Genomic DNA, 15,714 nt, shown 5'->3' on the forward strand with positions numbered 1-15,714 from the left:
TCACTATCGGAAAATCCTTTGTCCCGTTGATTATTTAAATTGTGCCATGAATGCGCTTGCATATGCGGCAAAATTGGCAACAAGGGAAACTGCCAGGCCTTTATCTTATTTATGTAAAGGAAGAACATGCCTCTGATTATGGCGGGCTTAAATTTGACACGGAGTTAAACCGTACCGAGGAAACGGATGCAGAGATAGAACAGAAATTTATTAGCAGTATTCCAGAAGAAATAAGGTGCTGTATAAATATTGAAATATTGATGAGGGCGGGGGACACCTGTGAAGGGATTTTAAAAGCAGCCAGAGATATTGGGATAGATCTTATAGTTATGGGTACTCACGGCCGTACGGGCATTTCCCATATGTTTATTGGTAGTGTGGCAGAGAAGGTGATAAGAAACGCCCCTTGTCCTGTATTGTGCATAAGGGGGTAAGGCTGTCAGTAATCTACAGTCGGCAAATTGCAGATTGAGGATTGTATTATTTTGAGTATACGTTTAGATTCAACCGGATAACCTCGAAATATCGCGGCAAGCTTTTCTACCGGCTTCTTCAAAAGGCAACACAAATAGAACCGACGACATTTGATAAAAGTCAAAAGGTTTTAAAAAAATTTAAATCTTAAAAAAAAAACCCCCCCCAAAAAAAAAAAAAAAAAAAAAAAAAAAAAAAAAAAAAATTAATTTATCAAGGGCATAAAACACAAAATCATTAAAATATTTAGCAATACTTAACAAATTCAGGTAAATACCCCAATTAAAAATATATTGAACCCTTGCGAAACTTTTTCTGTATTTAAGATGTTTCCTGTTTTATAATGTAAATATATTGATTCTGTTGTTCTTAATTCTATCCTCGCAGAAAGTTCTCTAGCCCACAATGCTTTCATGAGTAGCTACAAATCCAGCCTGGTTTTTCTGATAGTATTCATCTCCCTGTATTGTACCGATATGTTAGGTGCGCCAGTGTTGGAAGCGAAGCATTTGGAACCTTCCAACGATTCACAACCAATTCATGCCGACACTCAAAAAGAAAGGGTTTCTTTAGCAGTAGAAGAAAATGGGACACAAACTATTGCTGGGGACAATCAACCCATTCAAACGCCTGTTATAGAACACCCATCCCCCACAACGGTTGATATGAGAGACGTCGGTATTCAGACGCCGAATAGTAATAGCGATGTTATCACAACTGAAAAAGAAGAACCCTATACTTCTGAACATGCAGAAAATAAGTATTCGCAGAAAATAGCACACACCAATAAAGATGACCGGCCGATTGTTCACGCAGAAGAGGCGCTTTCGGATACCACAGGGCGAGATAATATTGTAGCTACGCCAACACCGATTCCCTCTGTTACACCCACTGGTTATGGGCAATCTTTGGTTGAAGAAGAAAAAGAAATCCATACACCATCGCCAGAAGGAGAATTATCTCAGGCCATTCCTATTGCGAGAAGAGATCCTCATGCAACAGAAGAGCATCCCGGAGAAGAATCATCAATAAAAGAGGTTCCACCACAGCATGCCATCACTACAGAAAGTCGCAGCGATACTGATATTCTTGCAAAAGAGGCACTTTCGGATACCACAGCACAAGATAATACCATTGCTACACCAATGCCTATTCTGCCTGTTACACCCACTGGCCATGAGCAATCTTTGATTGAGGAAGAAAGGGAAATCCACACGCCATCGCCGGAAGGAGAATTATCTCAGGCGATTCCTATTGAAAACGAAACTCCTCATGGAACAGAAGAGCATCCTGAAGAAGAATCATCAATAAAAGAGGTTCCGCCACAGCATGCCATCACTACAGGGAGTCGCAGCGATACTGATATTCTTGCAAAAGAGGCACTTTCGGATACCACGGCACAAGATAATACACTTGTTACACCAATGCCGATTCTACCTGTTACACCCACTGTCCATGGGCAATCTTTGATTGAGGAAGAAAGGGAAATCCACACGCCATCGCCGGAAGGAGAATTATCTCAGGCGATTCCTATTGAAAACGAAACTCCTCATGGAACAGAAGAGCATCCTGAAGAAGAATCATCAATAAAAGAGGTTCCGCCACAGCATGCCATCACTACAGGGAGTCGCAGCGATACTGATATTCTTGCAAAAGAGGCACTTTCGGATACCACGGCACAAGATAATACACTTGTTACACCAATGCCGATTCTACCTGTTACACCCACTGTCCATGGGCAATCTTTGATTGAGGAAGAAAGAGAAATCCACACGCCATCGCCGGAAGGAGAATTATCTCAGGCGATTCCTATTGAAAACGAAACTCCTCATGGAACAGAAGAGCATACAAGAGATGAATCATCAATAGGGGAAGTTCCGCCGCAGCATAGTATTCTTACGGAAAATCACAGAGATACAGAAGAAAAAAGTGTCCTCTCCGACACGCCTGCGCCTGCACCTACGCCGACATATTCCGCTGCATCCGTTGACGTGGAAGAATCACTGATTACAGGAGAAAAGGAGGAGCCGTCGCCTTATGGAGGAAGTAAGTCCTCCCCAAATGCCTCCGTGGAGAGGTTGCCTTCTACGCCTCTTGAAGGTTTTTTACAGGGGAAGGAAGATAGAGATACGGAACCGCCGAGAAAGGATGCTGGTGAATCCACAACGGTAATAGCTTCAGGAGAACGCCGCATAGCCGCAGTGAAAAAAGGGAAAGATTCAGGTAATGGCTGGGAGATATGGCATAAAGATCCAACCCATGCGGTAATCCTTGCCGTCGCCATAATACTTATCGCCGCCAAGATAGCAGAATGGCTGGCAAGGAGGTTGCGGCTTCCTGCTGTAGTAGGAAAGCTGATAGTGGGAATGATACTGGGTAACGTCATCACCTTTACCGGATGGGATTTTTTCGATTTTCTCAGGACTATGCCATTCGTAAAGATGATATCATACTTTGGAACGTTGATACTTCTTTTTACCGCTGGTCTCAATACAGACCTCAGGGCATTATTACGGGTAGGAACATCTTCTCTCCTGGTATGTTTGGGCGGTATAATAGCCCCTGCAGGGCTGGGACTTATGGTTGGGCATTTTCTCCTTCCGGATATCTCAAGCGGCACGAAACTTCTTTTGGCAATCGTTCTTTGTAATTCGAGTACCGGATTATTACTTGCGGTTTTGAGCGAATTAAAGGCAATAAATACCCTGGAAGGAAGGGTAATGGCCGGTGCTACTATTCTTACCGATATTATTGTAATTTTAACCTTCGGTGTAGTAAGTGGATTTGTTGTAAAAGGAGGAGGTTCTCTCGTAGGTATGTCCCTCAGCTTTGGCGTAGCAATCACTTCTCTGATAATCAGTTTGATTGTTATCGTAAAATATGGTGATAAGTTTGGGAATTTTCTCACGAAAAGGCTTACGGAGGGTTTAAATATACCCATAGTGGTAATTTTATCACTTTTATTAGTCTTTATGTTTGGGTCTGTAGGACTCCACACGGTAATAGGCGCATTTGTTGCAGGCTTATTCCTGCGGAATGTGAAGCTAAGGAACTCTGATGATAAGGAGCATCGTAATGTTGAATCGTTTATAAGACCATTTTATATGCTCCTTGTACCGATACTTTTTGTTCGGGTGGGGGCGCAGGTAGAACTGGGGAGTTTTTTCAATCTAAATGCCCTCCTCCTCGGCCTTGCCATAACAGGCGCTGCCGTTATCGGAAAGATGTTTTGCAGCGTTTGCCCGATTGAGAAAGGTATAAACCGTCTGGCCATAGGCATAGGGATGGCGACAAAGATGGAGGGGACATTAATTCTGGCAGGACTTGGCAGGGATATGGGAATGTTAAGTGATACGGTATTTTCTTCTGTTATTATGGCAATTGTATTTACTTCCATCATATGCCCCTCTCTTTTAAGAAACATCTTGCTAAAGAAAGGCTGTTCACCTGAGATTCTTCCTGTTACTAAAAGAAAAAAGGAATTAGAAGGGGCAGTGTTAAACTGAATACTCCGAGATAAAAATGATTCACTATCAGAAAATTCTTTGTCCCATAGATTATTCAGATTGTTCCATGAATGCGCTTGCATATGCGGAGAAATTGGCAATAAAGGACTCTGCCGTGCTTTATCTTATGCATGTCCATGAAGAGCATACCTCTGATTATGGCGGGCTTAAATTTGACGCTGAGTTAAACCGTACTGCGGAAACGGATGCAGAGATAGAACAGAAATTGAGGAGCAGTATTCCTGAAGAAATAAGGCATCGTATAAATGTTGAAATACTGATGAGAGCGGGTGTTCCTTTCGAAGAGATTTTAAAAGCAGCCCGCGATGTGGGGGTAGATCTTATAGTTATGGGTACTCACGGCCGTACGGGCATTTCTCATATGTTTATTGGCAGCGTGACAGAGAATGTGATAAGAAATGCCCCTTGCCCCGTCTTGTGCATAAGAGGGTAGTTATCATTGGGACAAAGACGGTGCCATGTTGGCTGATGTTGGAACTATCACTTCTATCCGCATGGAAAATTAAAATTACTATCACATGATAGTTTAAGCCACAACGCAAACCTGAGCAAATTCAGGAGACACTTCGAGTCTATTTCCTTTCAATTCAAATTCTTCGCTGCATTTAAGACAATAAAAGACAGCTACAGGGCTATTGTTTTTAAATTCACTCAATGGAAAATTACCACAACAAGGACAATAAGAATTTTCTTTAACCCAATTTTCAGTTAATACTCTTGCAATTTGCGAATTGCTAGAATATCCTTCTGCTAGTTTTGTATTGAAACTTAAATTCATTTTAGGGGATTTTTAGAGTCACATATTAAATATTGATAATTGGGGCATTCACTTGACCGGCTAATTCTCACATAATTAGAGACGTACAACAACTAATGCTTCAATCAAATATCCTTCTCTTTAAATTTAAACATAAGGACTGGCGGTATGTTGGATAAATAGTGGCGAAATGGACGCCATGTTTGTCTCCATAGTAAATATATCGAGGGGCTTATCTGCGCCGATGACCCTTGCACCGAAGCAGAGGACCTCTTGTATTTACTGGCTTAGCGATTTATCTACCCATTGAGTTGCGAAAGTCGGGCTAACGCAAATATCGCAAATATGCAAACCAAAAAAAAGGCCGCACAACGATATTGCTCTGTCATTGTGCGGTCTATTCGTTGACGGACAAAAACAAAAATCGTCCATCGAGTTTCTGCCCCGAAATCGGCTTAAAAGTGTCTTAGTGCTATATGAAAATCCTATTAAGTCAGGTTTTATTTTAAAACCTTCTAATGTGTGACCTCGTTATCTTCCTTTCTATTCCGTTAGTTCTTCCCCACTATTTCCTTTCTTGTTTCTGAACCTCCTCCTGTTGCCCTTTTTTATTAGAAAGGTTTCTTAGCCACCTATTCGAGTAGCCCAGCTCATCATAACTAGTATCATATTGTTTTGTTTCAGACGAGATATCAGACAACTGTGATTGAAGTGCGGTAATCTTAGTTTGTAAATCATGCTCTATCTCGAGAAGGGTATTTACCTTTATTTCAAGATCATCGATGCGTTTTTGGATTTTCGGGTAAATAGTATCAAGGAAATTACCTCTTGTCTCAATTTTATTATTGAGGGTATCCAGTGCTGTTTGAAGTTTTGAATAATCGCTGTCCGTATTAGTGGCTTTTTGTGAAAGTTCTTCAATTTGTCCTTCAATATTTTGGCAGGAAGATTGTAAATTTGAAAGTATTTGCCCATGGTCTTGAATCTTCTTATTAACGAGTGCAGCATGTTCTTCTTGTTCCTTTTGGATTTCGTTAATTTTTTTGGAAAACCCTGTACATCCCGTTAATAAAAAAGACAGACTTATTACAAAGGCGATAAAAGAAATGTATTTTTTCATTTTGAGTGATTACCTTTTATTGAAAATAAGTAAATCGATTAATGCCTTTTCTCATTGTCTTAAGTATTTTGGTGCAACGACAACACTATGATACAAAATACCCTCCCATGTGTAAACCTATATTTACATTTTCTTGACAAATATGTAAACGAAAGTATACTGAATATTGCTTGCTGCAATTGCCAATAACTACAAAAACCACGCAGGAACAATCATAAAACCTGTAACACCTTAGCCTTTTGAAACGGGAAAAAGTCCTTTGTAGTGTGACGAGGTCCGTCGCACTATTTGAATTTAGTGGGCTTAGGTGTTTCAAGTGAGGAACGAACAACATCCGTTTACAGCAAATGCTCCGCCTCTATACCATCCTTTTTACCTTTTTAATACGGCAAGTCGCGCTGTTATTGGAATTCTTCAAAAAACGAAAGTGTTACTAAAACCGTAACCGTTCACAGTATTTAAGTTACTGTTAAATTGGTACTTAATAAATTATGAATTTATTACAGAAAAAAATTTGAATTGCTAAAGCGCTTATTTTCAGCGCATTAAATATTTGCTGGCTAATTCATGAATTTCATAAAAAATACATAACTTGCTTAGAATATTATATTTAACGCCATTTTATCCCCTGTGCGCGGTTACCTAAAATCTTAAGACCATTCTTACACACTTAAGAAAGGTGTTCATTGCAAAGGTTTGCATAGTGCTGCCGAAAAAAAGGAATGAGAAGGGTCAGCTTTAAACTGAATAGGGGTTAACGATGATTAACTTTCAGATGCATACTATAAAATTGAAACGGGCATCCGTAATACTATTAATTTTTTTGTTTTACTTTTATGGAATTTGGTTACCCCAGGTAAAAGCAGAAAAAGTTTCAATAACAAAGGATTCGGAGCAAGTTCCCGCCAATAATAAAAAAGAGACTTTAGAGACACAATCCGCCCCTATCGAGCAATGCGAAATACAGTCACCTGCCTTAGATGAAAAACCCTTTCAGGCTATTGTTGTAGAGAAAACTCCTCCTTCTGGTACCGTTACTGCAGAGGGGGAAACCCTTAAGGAGAACACCTCCATTCGTGAGGATGGTCAGGAAATTGCAACTGAAGAGGAAATTTATGATGTCACATCCCCGATAATACTTTCTAATCCTTCCCCCGATGGAGAAGTATCCTCAATTGAGGAAGAAAAGGGGGATCAAACATCGGTTGTAGATAACGAACAGCAGGAAAATACCCCTGATGAGGGAAAAGCATCTTCTCATGAAGAAGAGAAATCACCTATTAGCCATCAGGTAAATACCGACGAGGGCGAGTTTCAGGATATAAAAGAGATGGGTGTCTCTTCTTATTTGCCAGAACCCTCTCCTGCGACTGCTCGTGAGGAGGGACCTTTTCCTGAATTTGATGTCGCGAATAATGAAAGTTCAGAAGAGACATCTCCTACCAATGAAGATAAAGAAGATATTGTTATCGATAAAGATATGCTTTCGGATGTTAAAGAAGAGGAAACCCTTTCTATCGCGCCTACGTCAACACCTTCTACTCCTTCTCCCGGAGAAGAGATGGTATTGGTTAAAGAAGAAAAGGGTACACAATCATCTGTTGTTCCTGATGAGGAAAGTATTTCTCTCTTACAGGAAGAAAAATTACCTATCGAGTACCAATCAGTTCGCAATGAGGAAATATCTCTGCAAAAACCAGTTGGAGATATAGCAGAAAGTGAAGGTTCCGGGCATGTGTGGGAGATATGGCATAAAGATCCAACCCATGCGGTAATCCTTGCCATCGCCATAATACTTATCGCCGCCAAGATAGCAGAATGGCTGGCAAGGAGGTTACGGCTTCCCGGTGTAGTAGGAAAACTGATAATAGGAATGATACTGGGTAACGTCATCACCTTTACCGGATGGGATTTTTTTGATTTTCTCAGGACTATGCCATTCGTAAAGATGATATCATACTTTGGAACGTTGATACTTCTTTTTACCGCTGGTCTCAATACAGACCTCAGGGCATTATTACGGGTAGGAACATCTTCTCTCCTGGTATGTCTGGGCGGTATAATAGCCCCTGCAGGGCTGGGACTTATGGTTGGGCATTTTCTCCTTCCGGATATCTCAAGCGGCACGAAACTTCTTTTGGCAATCGTTCTTTGTAATTCGAGTACCGGATTATTACTTGCGGTTTTGAGCGAATTAAAGGCAATAAATACCCTGGAAGGAAGGGTAATAGCCGGTGCTACTATTCTTACCGATATTATTGTAATTTTAACCTTCGGTGTAGTAAGTGGATTTGTTGTAAAAGGAGGAGGTTCTCTCGTAGGTATGTCCCTCAGCTTTGGCATAGCAATCACTTCTCTGATAATCAGTTTGATTGTTATCGTAAAATATGGTGATAAGTTTGGGAATTTTCTCACGAAAAGGCTTACGGAGGGTTTAAATATACCCATAGTGGTAATTTTATCCCTTTTGTTAGCCTTTATGTTTGGGTCTGTAGGACTCCACACGGTAATAGGCGCATTTGTTGCAGGTTTATTCCTGCGGAATGTGAAGTTATGGAACTCTGATGATGGGGAACATCGTAATGTTGAATCGTTTATAAGACCATTTTATATGCTCCTCGTACCGATACTTTTTGTTCGGGTGGGGGCACAGGTAGAACTGGGGAGTTTTTTCAATCTAAATGCCCTCCTCCTCGGCCTTGCCATAACAGGCGCTGCCGTTATCGGAAAGATGTTTTGCAGTGTTTGCCCGATTGAGAAAGGTATAAACCGTCTGGCCATAGGCATAGGGATGGCGACAAAGATGGAGGGGACATTAATTCTGGCAGGACTTGGCAGGGATATGGGAACGTTAAGTGATACGGTATTTTCCTCTGTTATTATGGCAATTGTATTTACTTCCATCATATGCCCCTCTCTTTTAAGAAACATCTTGCTAAAGAAAGGCTGTTCTCCTGAGATTCTTCCTGTTACTAAAAGAAAAAAGGAATTAGAAGGGGCAGTGTTAAACTGAATACTCCGAGGTAAAAATGATTCACTATCAGAAAATTCTTTGTCCCATAGATTATTCAGATTGTTCCATGAATGCGCTTGCATATGCGGAGAAATTGGCGATCAAGGATGCTGCCGTGCTTTATCTTATGCATGTCCATGAAGAGCATACCTCTGATTATGGCGGGCTTAAATTTGACGCTGAGTTAAACCGTACTGCGGAAACGGATGCAGAGATAGAACAGAAATTGAGGAGCAGTATTCCTGAAGAAATAAGGCATCGTATAAATGTTGAAATACTGATGAGAGCGGGTGTTCCTTTCGAAGAGATTTTAAAAGCAGCCCGCGATGTGGGGGTAGATCTTATAGTTATGGGTACTCACGGCCGTACGGGCATTTCTCATATGTTTATTGGCAGCGTGACAGAGAATGTGATAAGAAATGCCCCTTGCCCCGTCTTGTGCATAAGAGGGTAAGGCAGTCAGCAATCTACAGTCGGCTAATTGCAAGTTGCAGATTGAGGATTGAGGATTAGATTATTTTGAGTATGCGTTTAGATTCAACCGGATAACCTCGAAACATCGCGGCAAGCTTTTCTACCGGCTTCTTCAAAAGGCAACACGAATAGAACCGACGACATTTGATAAAATAGTTAAACAAAAAGAATTAATAAATGTTAGCGGAACTTTTACGATTAAAGGGAAAGACTACAAAGAAGGTTGTAGGGCTTATGTCCGGAACCTCCGTTGACGGAATAGATACCTGCCTCGCTGAGATTTCAGGAAATGGGGTAAGCACCAGAGTAAACGTCCTTGCCTTTGCCACGTATCCTTATCCCGACAACATTCGCAATGCTGTCCTGGAAGCGAGCAACCCTTCTTCCGGTACGGTTGAAAAAATCTGCCGGTTAAACTTCACCCTTGGAAAACTCTTTGCGGAAGCAGTAAAGAACATTGCAAATGCATCCGGCATTTCTCTCCTTGATATTGATCTTGTCGGGTCTCACGGACAAACTATTTATCATATACCTTGTTTGTCTTCAGATTCCCCTCCACATGACAACATGCTGCCTGGCATTGCTCCTGCCGGCTCAACCCTTCAAATCGGAGAACCTTCCGTAATAGCCCATGAAACAGGCATTACCACCGTGGCGGATTTTCGCCCCAGAGACATAGCAGCAGGAGGCCAGGGGGCGCCTCTTGTGTCATATGCGGACTTTATTCTTTTCAGGGATAAAGAAAAGGGACGCTCATTGCAAAATATCGGGGGAATCGCGAACGTTACGTTTCTGCCGAAAGATTGCAATATCAACGAGGTAATCGCCTTTGACACCGGACCCGGCAATATGATCATTGACAGAATAACAGAACGCATTACAAACAACGCTGCGCACTTTGACAAAGATGGAATACTGGCTGCGCAGGGGCAGATAAACAGGGAACTCCTGTTGAATCTGCAAAGACATTCTTTCCTGTCAAAGCCGCCTCCAAAAACTACCGGACGCGAGGAATTTGGCGTCTGCTACGCAGATAAGATTTACAACGATGCCGTGAAGGCAGGCATAAACAACATGGATATCCTTGCAACCGTTACATGGTTTACCGCATACTCGATTGCGGAAAGCTATAAACAATGGATATTAAACAGGCATAGTATCTCGGAGGTAATCCTTTCCGGAGGGGGTTGCCACAACAAAACGCTATTAAAATGTATTAAGCAAAACCTTGACCCTTCCATAAGGGTATATCCAATAGACATGTTTGGCATTACCTCTGATTCCAAAGAAGCCCTCGCCTTTGCCATCCTTGCAAACGAAACGATATCGGGAAACACCAACAATGTTCCTAATGCAACGGGGGCAAGGGAACAGGTGGTTCTGGGGAAAATTCTCCCCGGGAGACACAGATAACCGGTTCAGGCATCCACGATTTATCCGAAACATTTTAACGGGACCGCGGACGTTGGCCTGCTTGTCCATGTTTTGCAGATAATCATCCTTCATGATAGCAAATATGCGCCAAAAACTTTAAAACCGCTATGAATACTCAACGTTATAATCACTAATCAAGGTGCGACCCCATTCCCCTCCTACATTTTACCATCTTATTTATTATATTTCGCATTTTCTTAATTTCTCCCTTAACCCCTTCTCGCGTTCACTTAATACTATTTTGTTAAACTCGTTGATTTCGTCCAGCCATTTTAATTTTTCCTCTGTGGATAATTTCATATATTCCATTATTTTTTCATCTTCAAGTGTATACATAAATCCCTTATCCATTCTCTTCCTCCAGATATTTCCTTACTTTCCTGAGCATTGCAATATCACTTAAATCCTGACTTCTTCCGCTAAATTCTTTCATCTTTATTATATCATCTATTGATGCCAGATAAATGTCTATATCCATTGCCTTTTTGATTGTTCTGTTTATAAACGATTTTTCGAAATCCAATGGATGAACAAGCACAATATCAACAACCTTATAATTATCTTTTTTATGATAGAAACTAAACGCCTTAAGGTTTTTAGTTTCTATCCAGTCTTTTACATTCTCGGGGTTTGCAAGGTCTTCGGGATTTACGGGCAGGCGAGGAATATAGCCCAATTTTTTCAATAGGGAGGTTGTCTTAAGAATATTTTCTTTACTCATAGCAATAACGATGTCTATGTCCTGGGTTACCCGTGGAACACCATAGAGATTGACGGACAATCCGCCTACGATGAGATATCTGACATCTCTCTTATACAATCCTTCCAGTATCTCAAAATAATACATATTCTTTCCTTCCGATGTACTTCAAAACCAAACATTTTCTGCAAGGCGGCACATGGCATTACTTCGATGAAATATTTATACAGTATGCTCTGTTTATTCCCATTCTTCCCCTTTTTCCCCTCCACAATCTCAGCCTCCTCCGGCGCGAGGTCGTAAAGGTTGTAGACAATCTTGTCAACCCCGTTAGACGGTAAACATCTGGTATTACTCTGGCATTCCAAATCGCGGACTTTGGCTTGCTTGTCCATGTTTTGCAGATAATCCTCTTTTCATGAGAGCAAATATGCGCAGAAAAACTTAAAACAGTCATGAATACTCAACATTATAATCTCTGATCAAGGCACGCCCCCCCTGGTTTATCAAAGCGGGATAAAAAGAAATGTTATTCTTTTACAGCAGGGGTTTGGGTAACAAGAGTAAGGGAGAATTGGAAGTCGTTCGTCATCTTGCTGACCTTCTTATCCGTACACCTTCCGGGGTAATAATAACCAGATTTTCTTTTACGTCCTCCGCCTTGATAGACTGATAATATTTTCTGAATATTGTGAGCGTCTCATCAACAGGTCTTTTATAAATTTTAGCAACAACAATTCCCCCCGCATCTTTGGAGAGGAAATCTGAATATTCTTGTGAAGTCTTTGTCCATGGTAATAATGACCCTGTTTTCCTTGCACGCCATCTCATATACCTCATCATCAGAAATACCGGAAAGACCGCAGTCTCTGATACTCAGCACATCATTCCCTAAAGACCTTAAATAATCAATAATTGGCTCAAAGAGGTTTTCATTGGCAAAAATCTTCACGCCGTAACCCCGGCTTCTTCATCAGCAAGAACTGCTGCATAATTCAGGCATGCCCTAATATCTTTATCCGTAATATTGGGATATGCCTTTTTTATACCATCAAAATCTTCTCCAGCGGCAAGAAGGTCAAGTATTATATGTACTGGTATTCTTGTGCCTTTAATACAGGGTTTTCCACTGCATATCTTTGGATCAATCGCTATTCTCTCAATTGCCGTATTCATTTTACGTAATTCCTTTCTATTTTAAAACGTACGCTCAGTACTCTAATTACTTTTCTTATTATATTATAACAAACCCACTAACTGTTTTCTCAAATTGCTTATCCATGTTTTGCAAGTAATACTCGTCTTTCTTGATAGAAAAGATTCGCCTTTGAACTTTTCCCTTCAAATATAACTTGTCATTTTGAATGATTCTTCCCTTTAATCACTCCCAGCGTTCGCCGCGGAAGGTTTTGGCAAGGATGGATTGAGTGGGAGCTAAGGGTTATATCAATCTTTTATAAATTTCCCTTCTATGGCCAATTCTGAGAATAACAACTCGCTGCCTTCAATATCAAAGATTACCCTGTAATCTCCCATCCTGAATTTGTATGTCCCAAGTGCAGGGTCACTCAGTTTTTCAGAATATAATAAGGGATTATCCCGAAGTTTTAAAAGGGCATTCCCGATACGGTTTTTTATCGAAGAATCCAGTTTCTTTATGTCCCTCTCTGCCCTGTAAGTATAAACAAGGTTATAGTTCATTTTCCAAAAATCTCTTTATGGGATTTTGTCTTGCCTGTCTTGTAGCCTGCCCTTGCTTCTTTAATGCTCTGTAAATACTCAGGAGAAGTTATAGCCAGTAGATCCTCAACAAAAGCCTCCCTGTCGCTTTTTTTCATCTTTTTCACCGCTTCTATAATTTCATCTGCCGATACGGGCACTTTCAATTCCCGCATTTAAATACATCCTCTTTCAAGCAATGATAGAATAAGATATAAGCATTATATCAATTTATATTATTTATTAAACCTTTGTATTCGGTAAGTTTCTGATTGGTTACTTTTGACCATTTTAGCTCTGAAAACATCTTTTGTTCATTTCGGTATTTCTGCATCGTTTTATTAAACGGCTCTACATTATCCGATGGAATAATTGCGCCGCCTATTACCATAAAGCGATCTTTCGACTGCCTGCTTTCGTCACAATAGATATGATAAATCAATCCTGTTTATTTTCCCTCCACAATCACAATCTCCTCTGGCGTGAGGTCGTAGAGTTTGTAAACCATTTGGACAGCCCCGTTAGATAGTAAACATCTAATGGGGTCAATGTGTTTTTCAAATCGTGGACATGTCTGTGAACATCCTCGCTCAGGCAGGCATATTGGTTTGGCTTTGTTAGATAACGGACATGCCTGTCTAGCGGGGCTTGTTTGTTCATGTTTTGCAGATAATCCTCTTTCATGATAGCAAAGATGCGCCAAAAAAACTTAAAACAGTTATGAATACTCAACATTATAATCACTAATCAAGGTGTGACTATGGAAAGATTCGATTCCCTTGTCGTACGCTTATAGTTGGATTCGTTTCATCCCTTTTATGCTTTTATCAGTTTTTTCAACAAGGTTGCGAAAATGCTTTCTTAGGTCTCCATGCTTTGCAATTAGATCTTTTCTGATTTTATCTGCTTCTTTTCCAGAGCTATGCCCAGCTAACTTTGTTCTCAAAAAATGAATATCTTCCAAAGGGGATATGATTTCGTTGATTTCATGACTATCAATTTCTTTTGTCTCAAGAATCTTTTTTAGTAGTTTTATAGTGCCCACTTTATTGTCATAACAATTCAATGATATCGCTATATTCCTTAAATACGGTTTTTTAAGCCCTTCAACTACAAGCTTATCCAATGTATGAATTTCGTCTATCCATTCTTTCAGTGAATCAGTAACCGGATAGTGGAGTTGCTGATTTAGTTTTCCATCTGAACATGACCATAAATCTGGTTTTTCTTCCTCTAAATCTTTTAGAGCTTTTTTTAATGCAGATAAAGGCTCATACGATAAATCACACTTCCCCATGAAATCTGTTGTAAAAGCTCTCCTGGATATTTTAGCCTTTGGTTTCTCATTATAAGACTTCCAATGAAGTTGTTCTGAATGCGGAAGATCTCCCCAAGTAAATCAAATAGGTATGGACTTGGCCCGCTTCGTTAATATCGTATGTTTTTAAACTCCAACTCTCCCTACAATGTATACTTCGTTGTTCGAGAGTATATTTTTCTGGATTCTGTTTATACTTTAAAAGGACATCTGGTTTAAAAACACAGGAGATGTCTCAAAAGGTTTATCTGATTCAACAAAATAATTGTCCAGTTTTTTTGGGGTCACAGGAAAAAGACGCAATTTTCTTACGCTTCCAATCATGGGCAATAAACTCTTCATACTTTTGAGGTTTTGAATGTCCATCGGTTAAAATCTTTATCATCTTTTTGCGTGGCTGATAATTTCGTATGATTTGAAATCCTCTCAGCCAGCCCGCAGTGGGCAGACATTCTTTATCATACGCAATACCTTGTCGAGCATATATTTTATTCTTTTTATCAGAAAAATTAGATTTATTCCGGGTTTCTGCGCTAGATTTTATCCAGTTATTGCAAAGAGTTCTGTCAAAAAGTCGTAACAATACTGAGTTAGATAGAAACAAATGATGATCCAGTACATCTTGTTTAATGGTAACTAAAATATCATCCGGTGTATGATGAATTTTAATAATTTCTTCAATATCTCCATCTTCATTTAAGCGACAATAGGCATTCTTTTCTTCTACAAAGTGCAAACCATTAAGATGGGTAAACAATTGAAGAACCTCTATATAACTTTTTTGCCCTATTCTGCCTTCAAAACTCCTTAGAAAAGTTATAGGGGTTGCATTCTTTAATAATTTTGACCCGGAAGAATCGAAAGGATGCAAAAGAGAAATATCTATTGCCCTTTCCTTTTTACCATAAGAATAACTGTATCCCCATGAACTGTCAGGGAAGCAGTTCCAATTCATTAAATCGTCAATATAATTCCCCCGCAGACAGTTTTGCGGTAGAAATACAGAATAAATATAGCTTTCTTTATAAGAGACATATAAAGGAATATCTCCATGGCTTGTATCTAAAAGAAACTGCAAAAAATCTTTCTGTTCAAGCCATTGCTTATAACAGTCTGTACCATGCCTGGGAATTTTAGACATGTGATGTAATTTATCAAGTATTTTATTCATATCTTTA

18 protein-coding genes and 1 pseudogene are annotated in these 15,714 nt (G+C 40.0%); 7 read left to right on the forward strand and 12 right to left on the reverse strand.

Annotated features, from left to right (window positions below; translation table 11 throughout):
• The first annotated feature begins 62 nt into the window (after positions 1 to 62).
• From M5U24_RS10615 to M5U24_RS10625, 3 genes are all read left to right on the forward strand, one after another.
• Positions 63 to 434: a universal stress protein gene (locus M5U24_RS10615; RefSeq protein WP_197705191.1), complete on the forward strand. Its 372-nt coding sequence runs from the start codon at positions 63 to 65 to the stop codon at positions 432 to 434.
• 453 nt (positions 435 to 887) lie between these two features.
• Positions 888 to 3,980, forward strand: coding sequence for a cation:proton antiporter (locus M5U24_RS10620; RefSeq protein ID WP_099325610.1), 3,093 nt, complete (start codon positions 888 to 890; stop codon positions 3,978 to 3,980).
• Between the two features lie 16 nt (positions 3,981 to 3,996).
• Positions 3,997 to 4,434, forward strand: coding sequence for a universal stress protein (locus tag M5U24_RS10625; protein WP_099325609.1), 438 nt, complete (start codon positions 3,997 to 3,999; stop codon positions 4,432 to 4,434).
• Positions 4,435 to 4,527: 93 nt separating this feature from the next.
• On the opposite strand, the gene M5U24_RS10630 is transcribed toward M5U24_RS10625, so the two are convergent.
• Both M5U24_RS10630 and M5U24_RS10635 read right to left on the reverse strand, forming a co-directional pair.
• Positions 4,528 to 4,779: a DpnI domain-containing protein gene (locus M5U24_RS10630; protein WP_099325608.1), complete on the reverse strand. Its 252-nt coding sequence runs from the start codon at positions 4,777 to 4,779 to the stop codon at positions 4,528 to 4,530.
• A 544-nt stretch (positions 4,780 to 5,323) separates the two neighbouring features.
• A complete protein-coding gene (locus tag M5U24_RS10635; protein WP_164995554.1) occupies positions 5,324 to 5,878 on the reverse strand; it encodes a hypothetical protein in 555 nt (184 codons plus the stop codon).
• Positions 5,879 to 6,638: 760 nt separating this feature from the next.
• On the opposite strand from M5U24_RS10635, the gene M5U24_RS10640 reads away from it, so the two are divergent.
• The 4 genes and pseudogenes from M5U24_RS10640 to M5U24_RS10655 all read left to right on the forward strand — a co-directional run bounded on the left by M5U24_RS10640 (position 6,639) and on the right by M5U24_RS10655 (position 10,778).
• Positions 6,639 to 8,891 carry a cation:proton antiporter gene (locus M5U24_RS10640; RefSeq protein WP_099325606.1) on the forward strand — a complete coding sequence of 751 codons (2,253 nt, stop codon included), beginning with the start codon at positions 6,639 to 6,641 and terminating at the stop codon, positions 8,889 to 8,891.
• Positions 8,892 to 8,907: 16 nt separating this feature from the next.
• Entirely contained in the window at positions 8,908 to 9,345 is a 438-nt protein-coding gene (locus M5U24_RS10645; protein WP_099325605.1) for a universal stress protein, read from the forward strand.
• A gap of 55 nt (positions 9,346 to 9,400) precedes the next feature.
• Positions 9,401 to 9,619, forward strand: a pseudogene (locus M5U24_RS10650) (hypothetical protein); the annotation flags it as partial.
• On the forward strand, positions 9,543 to 10,778 hold the full coding sequence (locus M5U24_RS10655) for an anhydro-N-acetylmuramic acid kinase (RefSeq protein WP_099325604.1): 1,236 nt from the start codon (positions 9,543 to 9,545) through the stop codon (positions 10,776 to 10,778). The pseudogene M5U24_RS10650 and the gene M5U24_RS10655, both read left to right, overlap by 77 nt.
• Positions 10,779 to 10,979: 201 nt before the next feature.
• Here M5U24_RS10655 and M5U24_RS10660 read toward each other — a convergent pair whose 3' ends face one another.
• The 10 genes from M5U24_RS10660 to M5U24_RS10705 form a co-directional block, all read right to left on the reverse strand.
• On the reverse strand, positions 10,980 to 11,150 hold the full coding sequence (locus tag M5U24_RS10660) for a hypothetical protein (RefSeq protein WP_157820569.1): 171 nt from the start codon (positions 11,148 to 11,150) through the stop codon (positions 10,980 to 10,982).
• A complete protein-coding gene (locus tag M5U24_RS10665) occupies positions 11,143 to 11,646 on the reverse strand; it encodes a DUF6036 family nucleotidyltransferase (RefSeq protein ID WP_099325603.1) in 504 nt (167 codons plus the stop codon). The genes M5U24_RS10660 and M5U24_RS10665 overlap by 8 nt, the downstream gene beginning before the upstream one ends.
• Complete coding sequence (locus M5U24_RS10670; protein ID WP_099325602.1) at positions 11,586 to 11,894, reverse strand: hypothetical protein; 309 nt, start codon at positions 11,892 to 11,894, stop codon at positions 11,586 to 11,588. The genes M5U24_RS10665 and M5U24_RS10670 overlap by 61 nt, the downstream gene beginning before the upstream one ends.
• Positions 11,895 to 12,087: 193 nt before the next feature.
• A complete protein-coding gene (locus tag M5U24_RS10675) occupies positions 12,088 to 12,330 on the reverse strand; it encodes a hypothetical protein (RefSeq protein ID WP_169703904.1) in 243 nt (80 codons plus the stop codon).
• Between the two features lie 117 nt (positions 12,331 to 12,447).
• Positions 12,448 to 12,675 (reverse strand): DUF433 domain-containing protein, encoded by a 228-nt coding sequence (locus tag M5U24_RS10680; protein WP_099325600.1) that lies wholly within the window; start codon positions 12,673 to 12,675, stop codon positions 12,448 to 12,450.
• A gap of 270 nt (positions 12,676 to 12,945) precedes the next feature.
• The gene (locus M5U24_RS10685; protein WP_099325599.1) at positions 12,946 to 13,200 is read right to left on the reverse strand and encodes a type II toxin-antitoxin system RelE/ParE family toxin; all 255 of its coding nucleotides are present in this window, start codon (positions 13,198 to 13,200) and stop codon (positions 12,946 to 12,948) included.
• Complete coding sequence (locus M5U24_RS10690; protein WP_099325598.1) at positions 13,197 to 13,394, reverse strand: hypothetical protein; 198 nt, start codon at positions 13,392 to 13,394, stop codon at positions 13,197 to 13,199. Before M5U24_RS10690 ends, M5U24_RS10685 begins: the two co-directional genes overlap by 4 nt.
• 50 nt (positions 13,395 to 13,444) lie before the next feature.
• Complete coding sequence (locus tag M5U24_RS10695; protein WP_157820566.1) at positions 13,445 to 13,660, reverse strand: DUF3800 domain-containing protein; 216 nt, start codon at positions 13,658 to 13,660, stop codon at positions 13,445 to 13,447.
• A 348-nt stretch (positions 13,661 to 14,008) separates the two neighbouring features.
• Complete coding sequence (locus M5U24_RS10700; protein ID WP_298202404.1) at positions 14,009 to 14,515, reverse strand: hypothetical protein; 507 nt, start codon at positions 14,513 to 14,515, stop codon at positions 14,009 to 14,011.
• Between the two features lie 274 nt (positions 14,516 to 14,789).
• A complete protein-coding gene (locus M5U24_RS10705; RefSeq protein ID WP_298202405.1) occupies positions 14,790 to 15,707 on the reverse strand; it encodes a hypothetical protein in 918 nt (305 codons plus the stop codon).
• Between the last annotated feature and the right edge of the window lie 7 nt (positions 15,708 to 15,714).

Origin of the sequence: Candidatus Kuenenia sp. (genome assembly GCF_027493735.1) — a bacterium.
Lineage (GTDB): Bacteria > Planctomycetota > Brocadiia > Brocadiales > Brocadiaceae > Kuenenia > Kuenenia stuttgartiensis_A.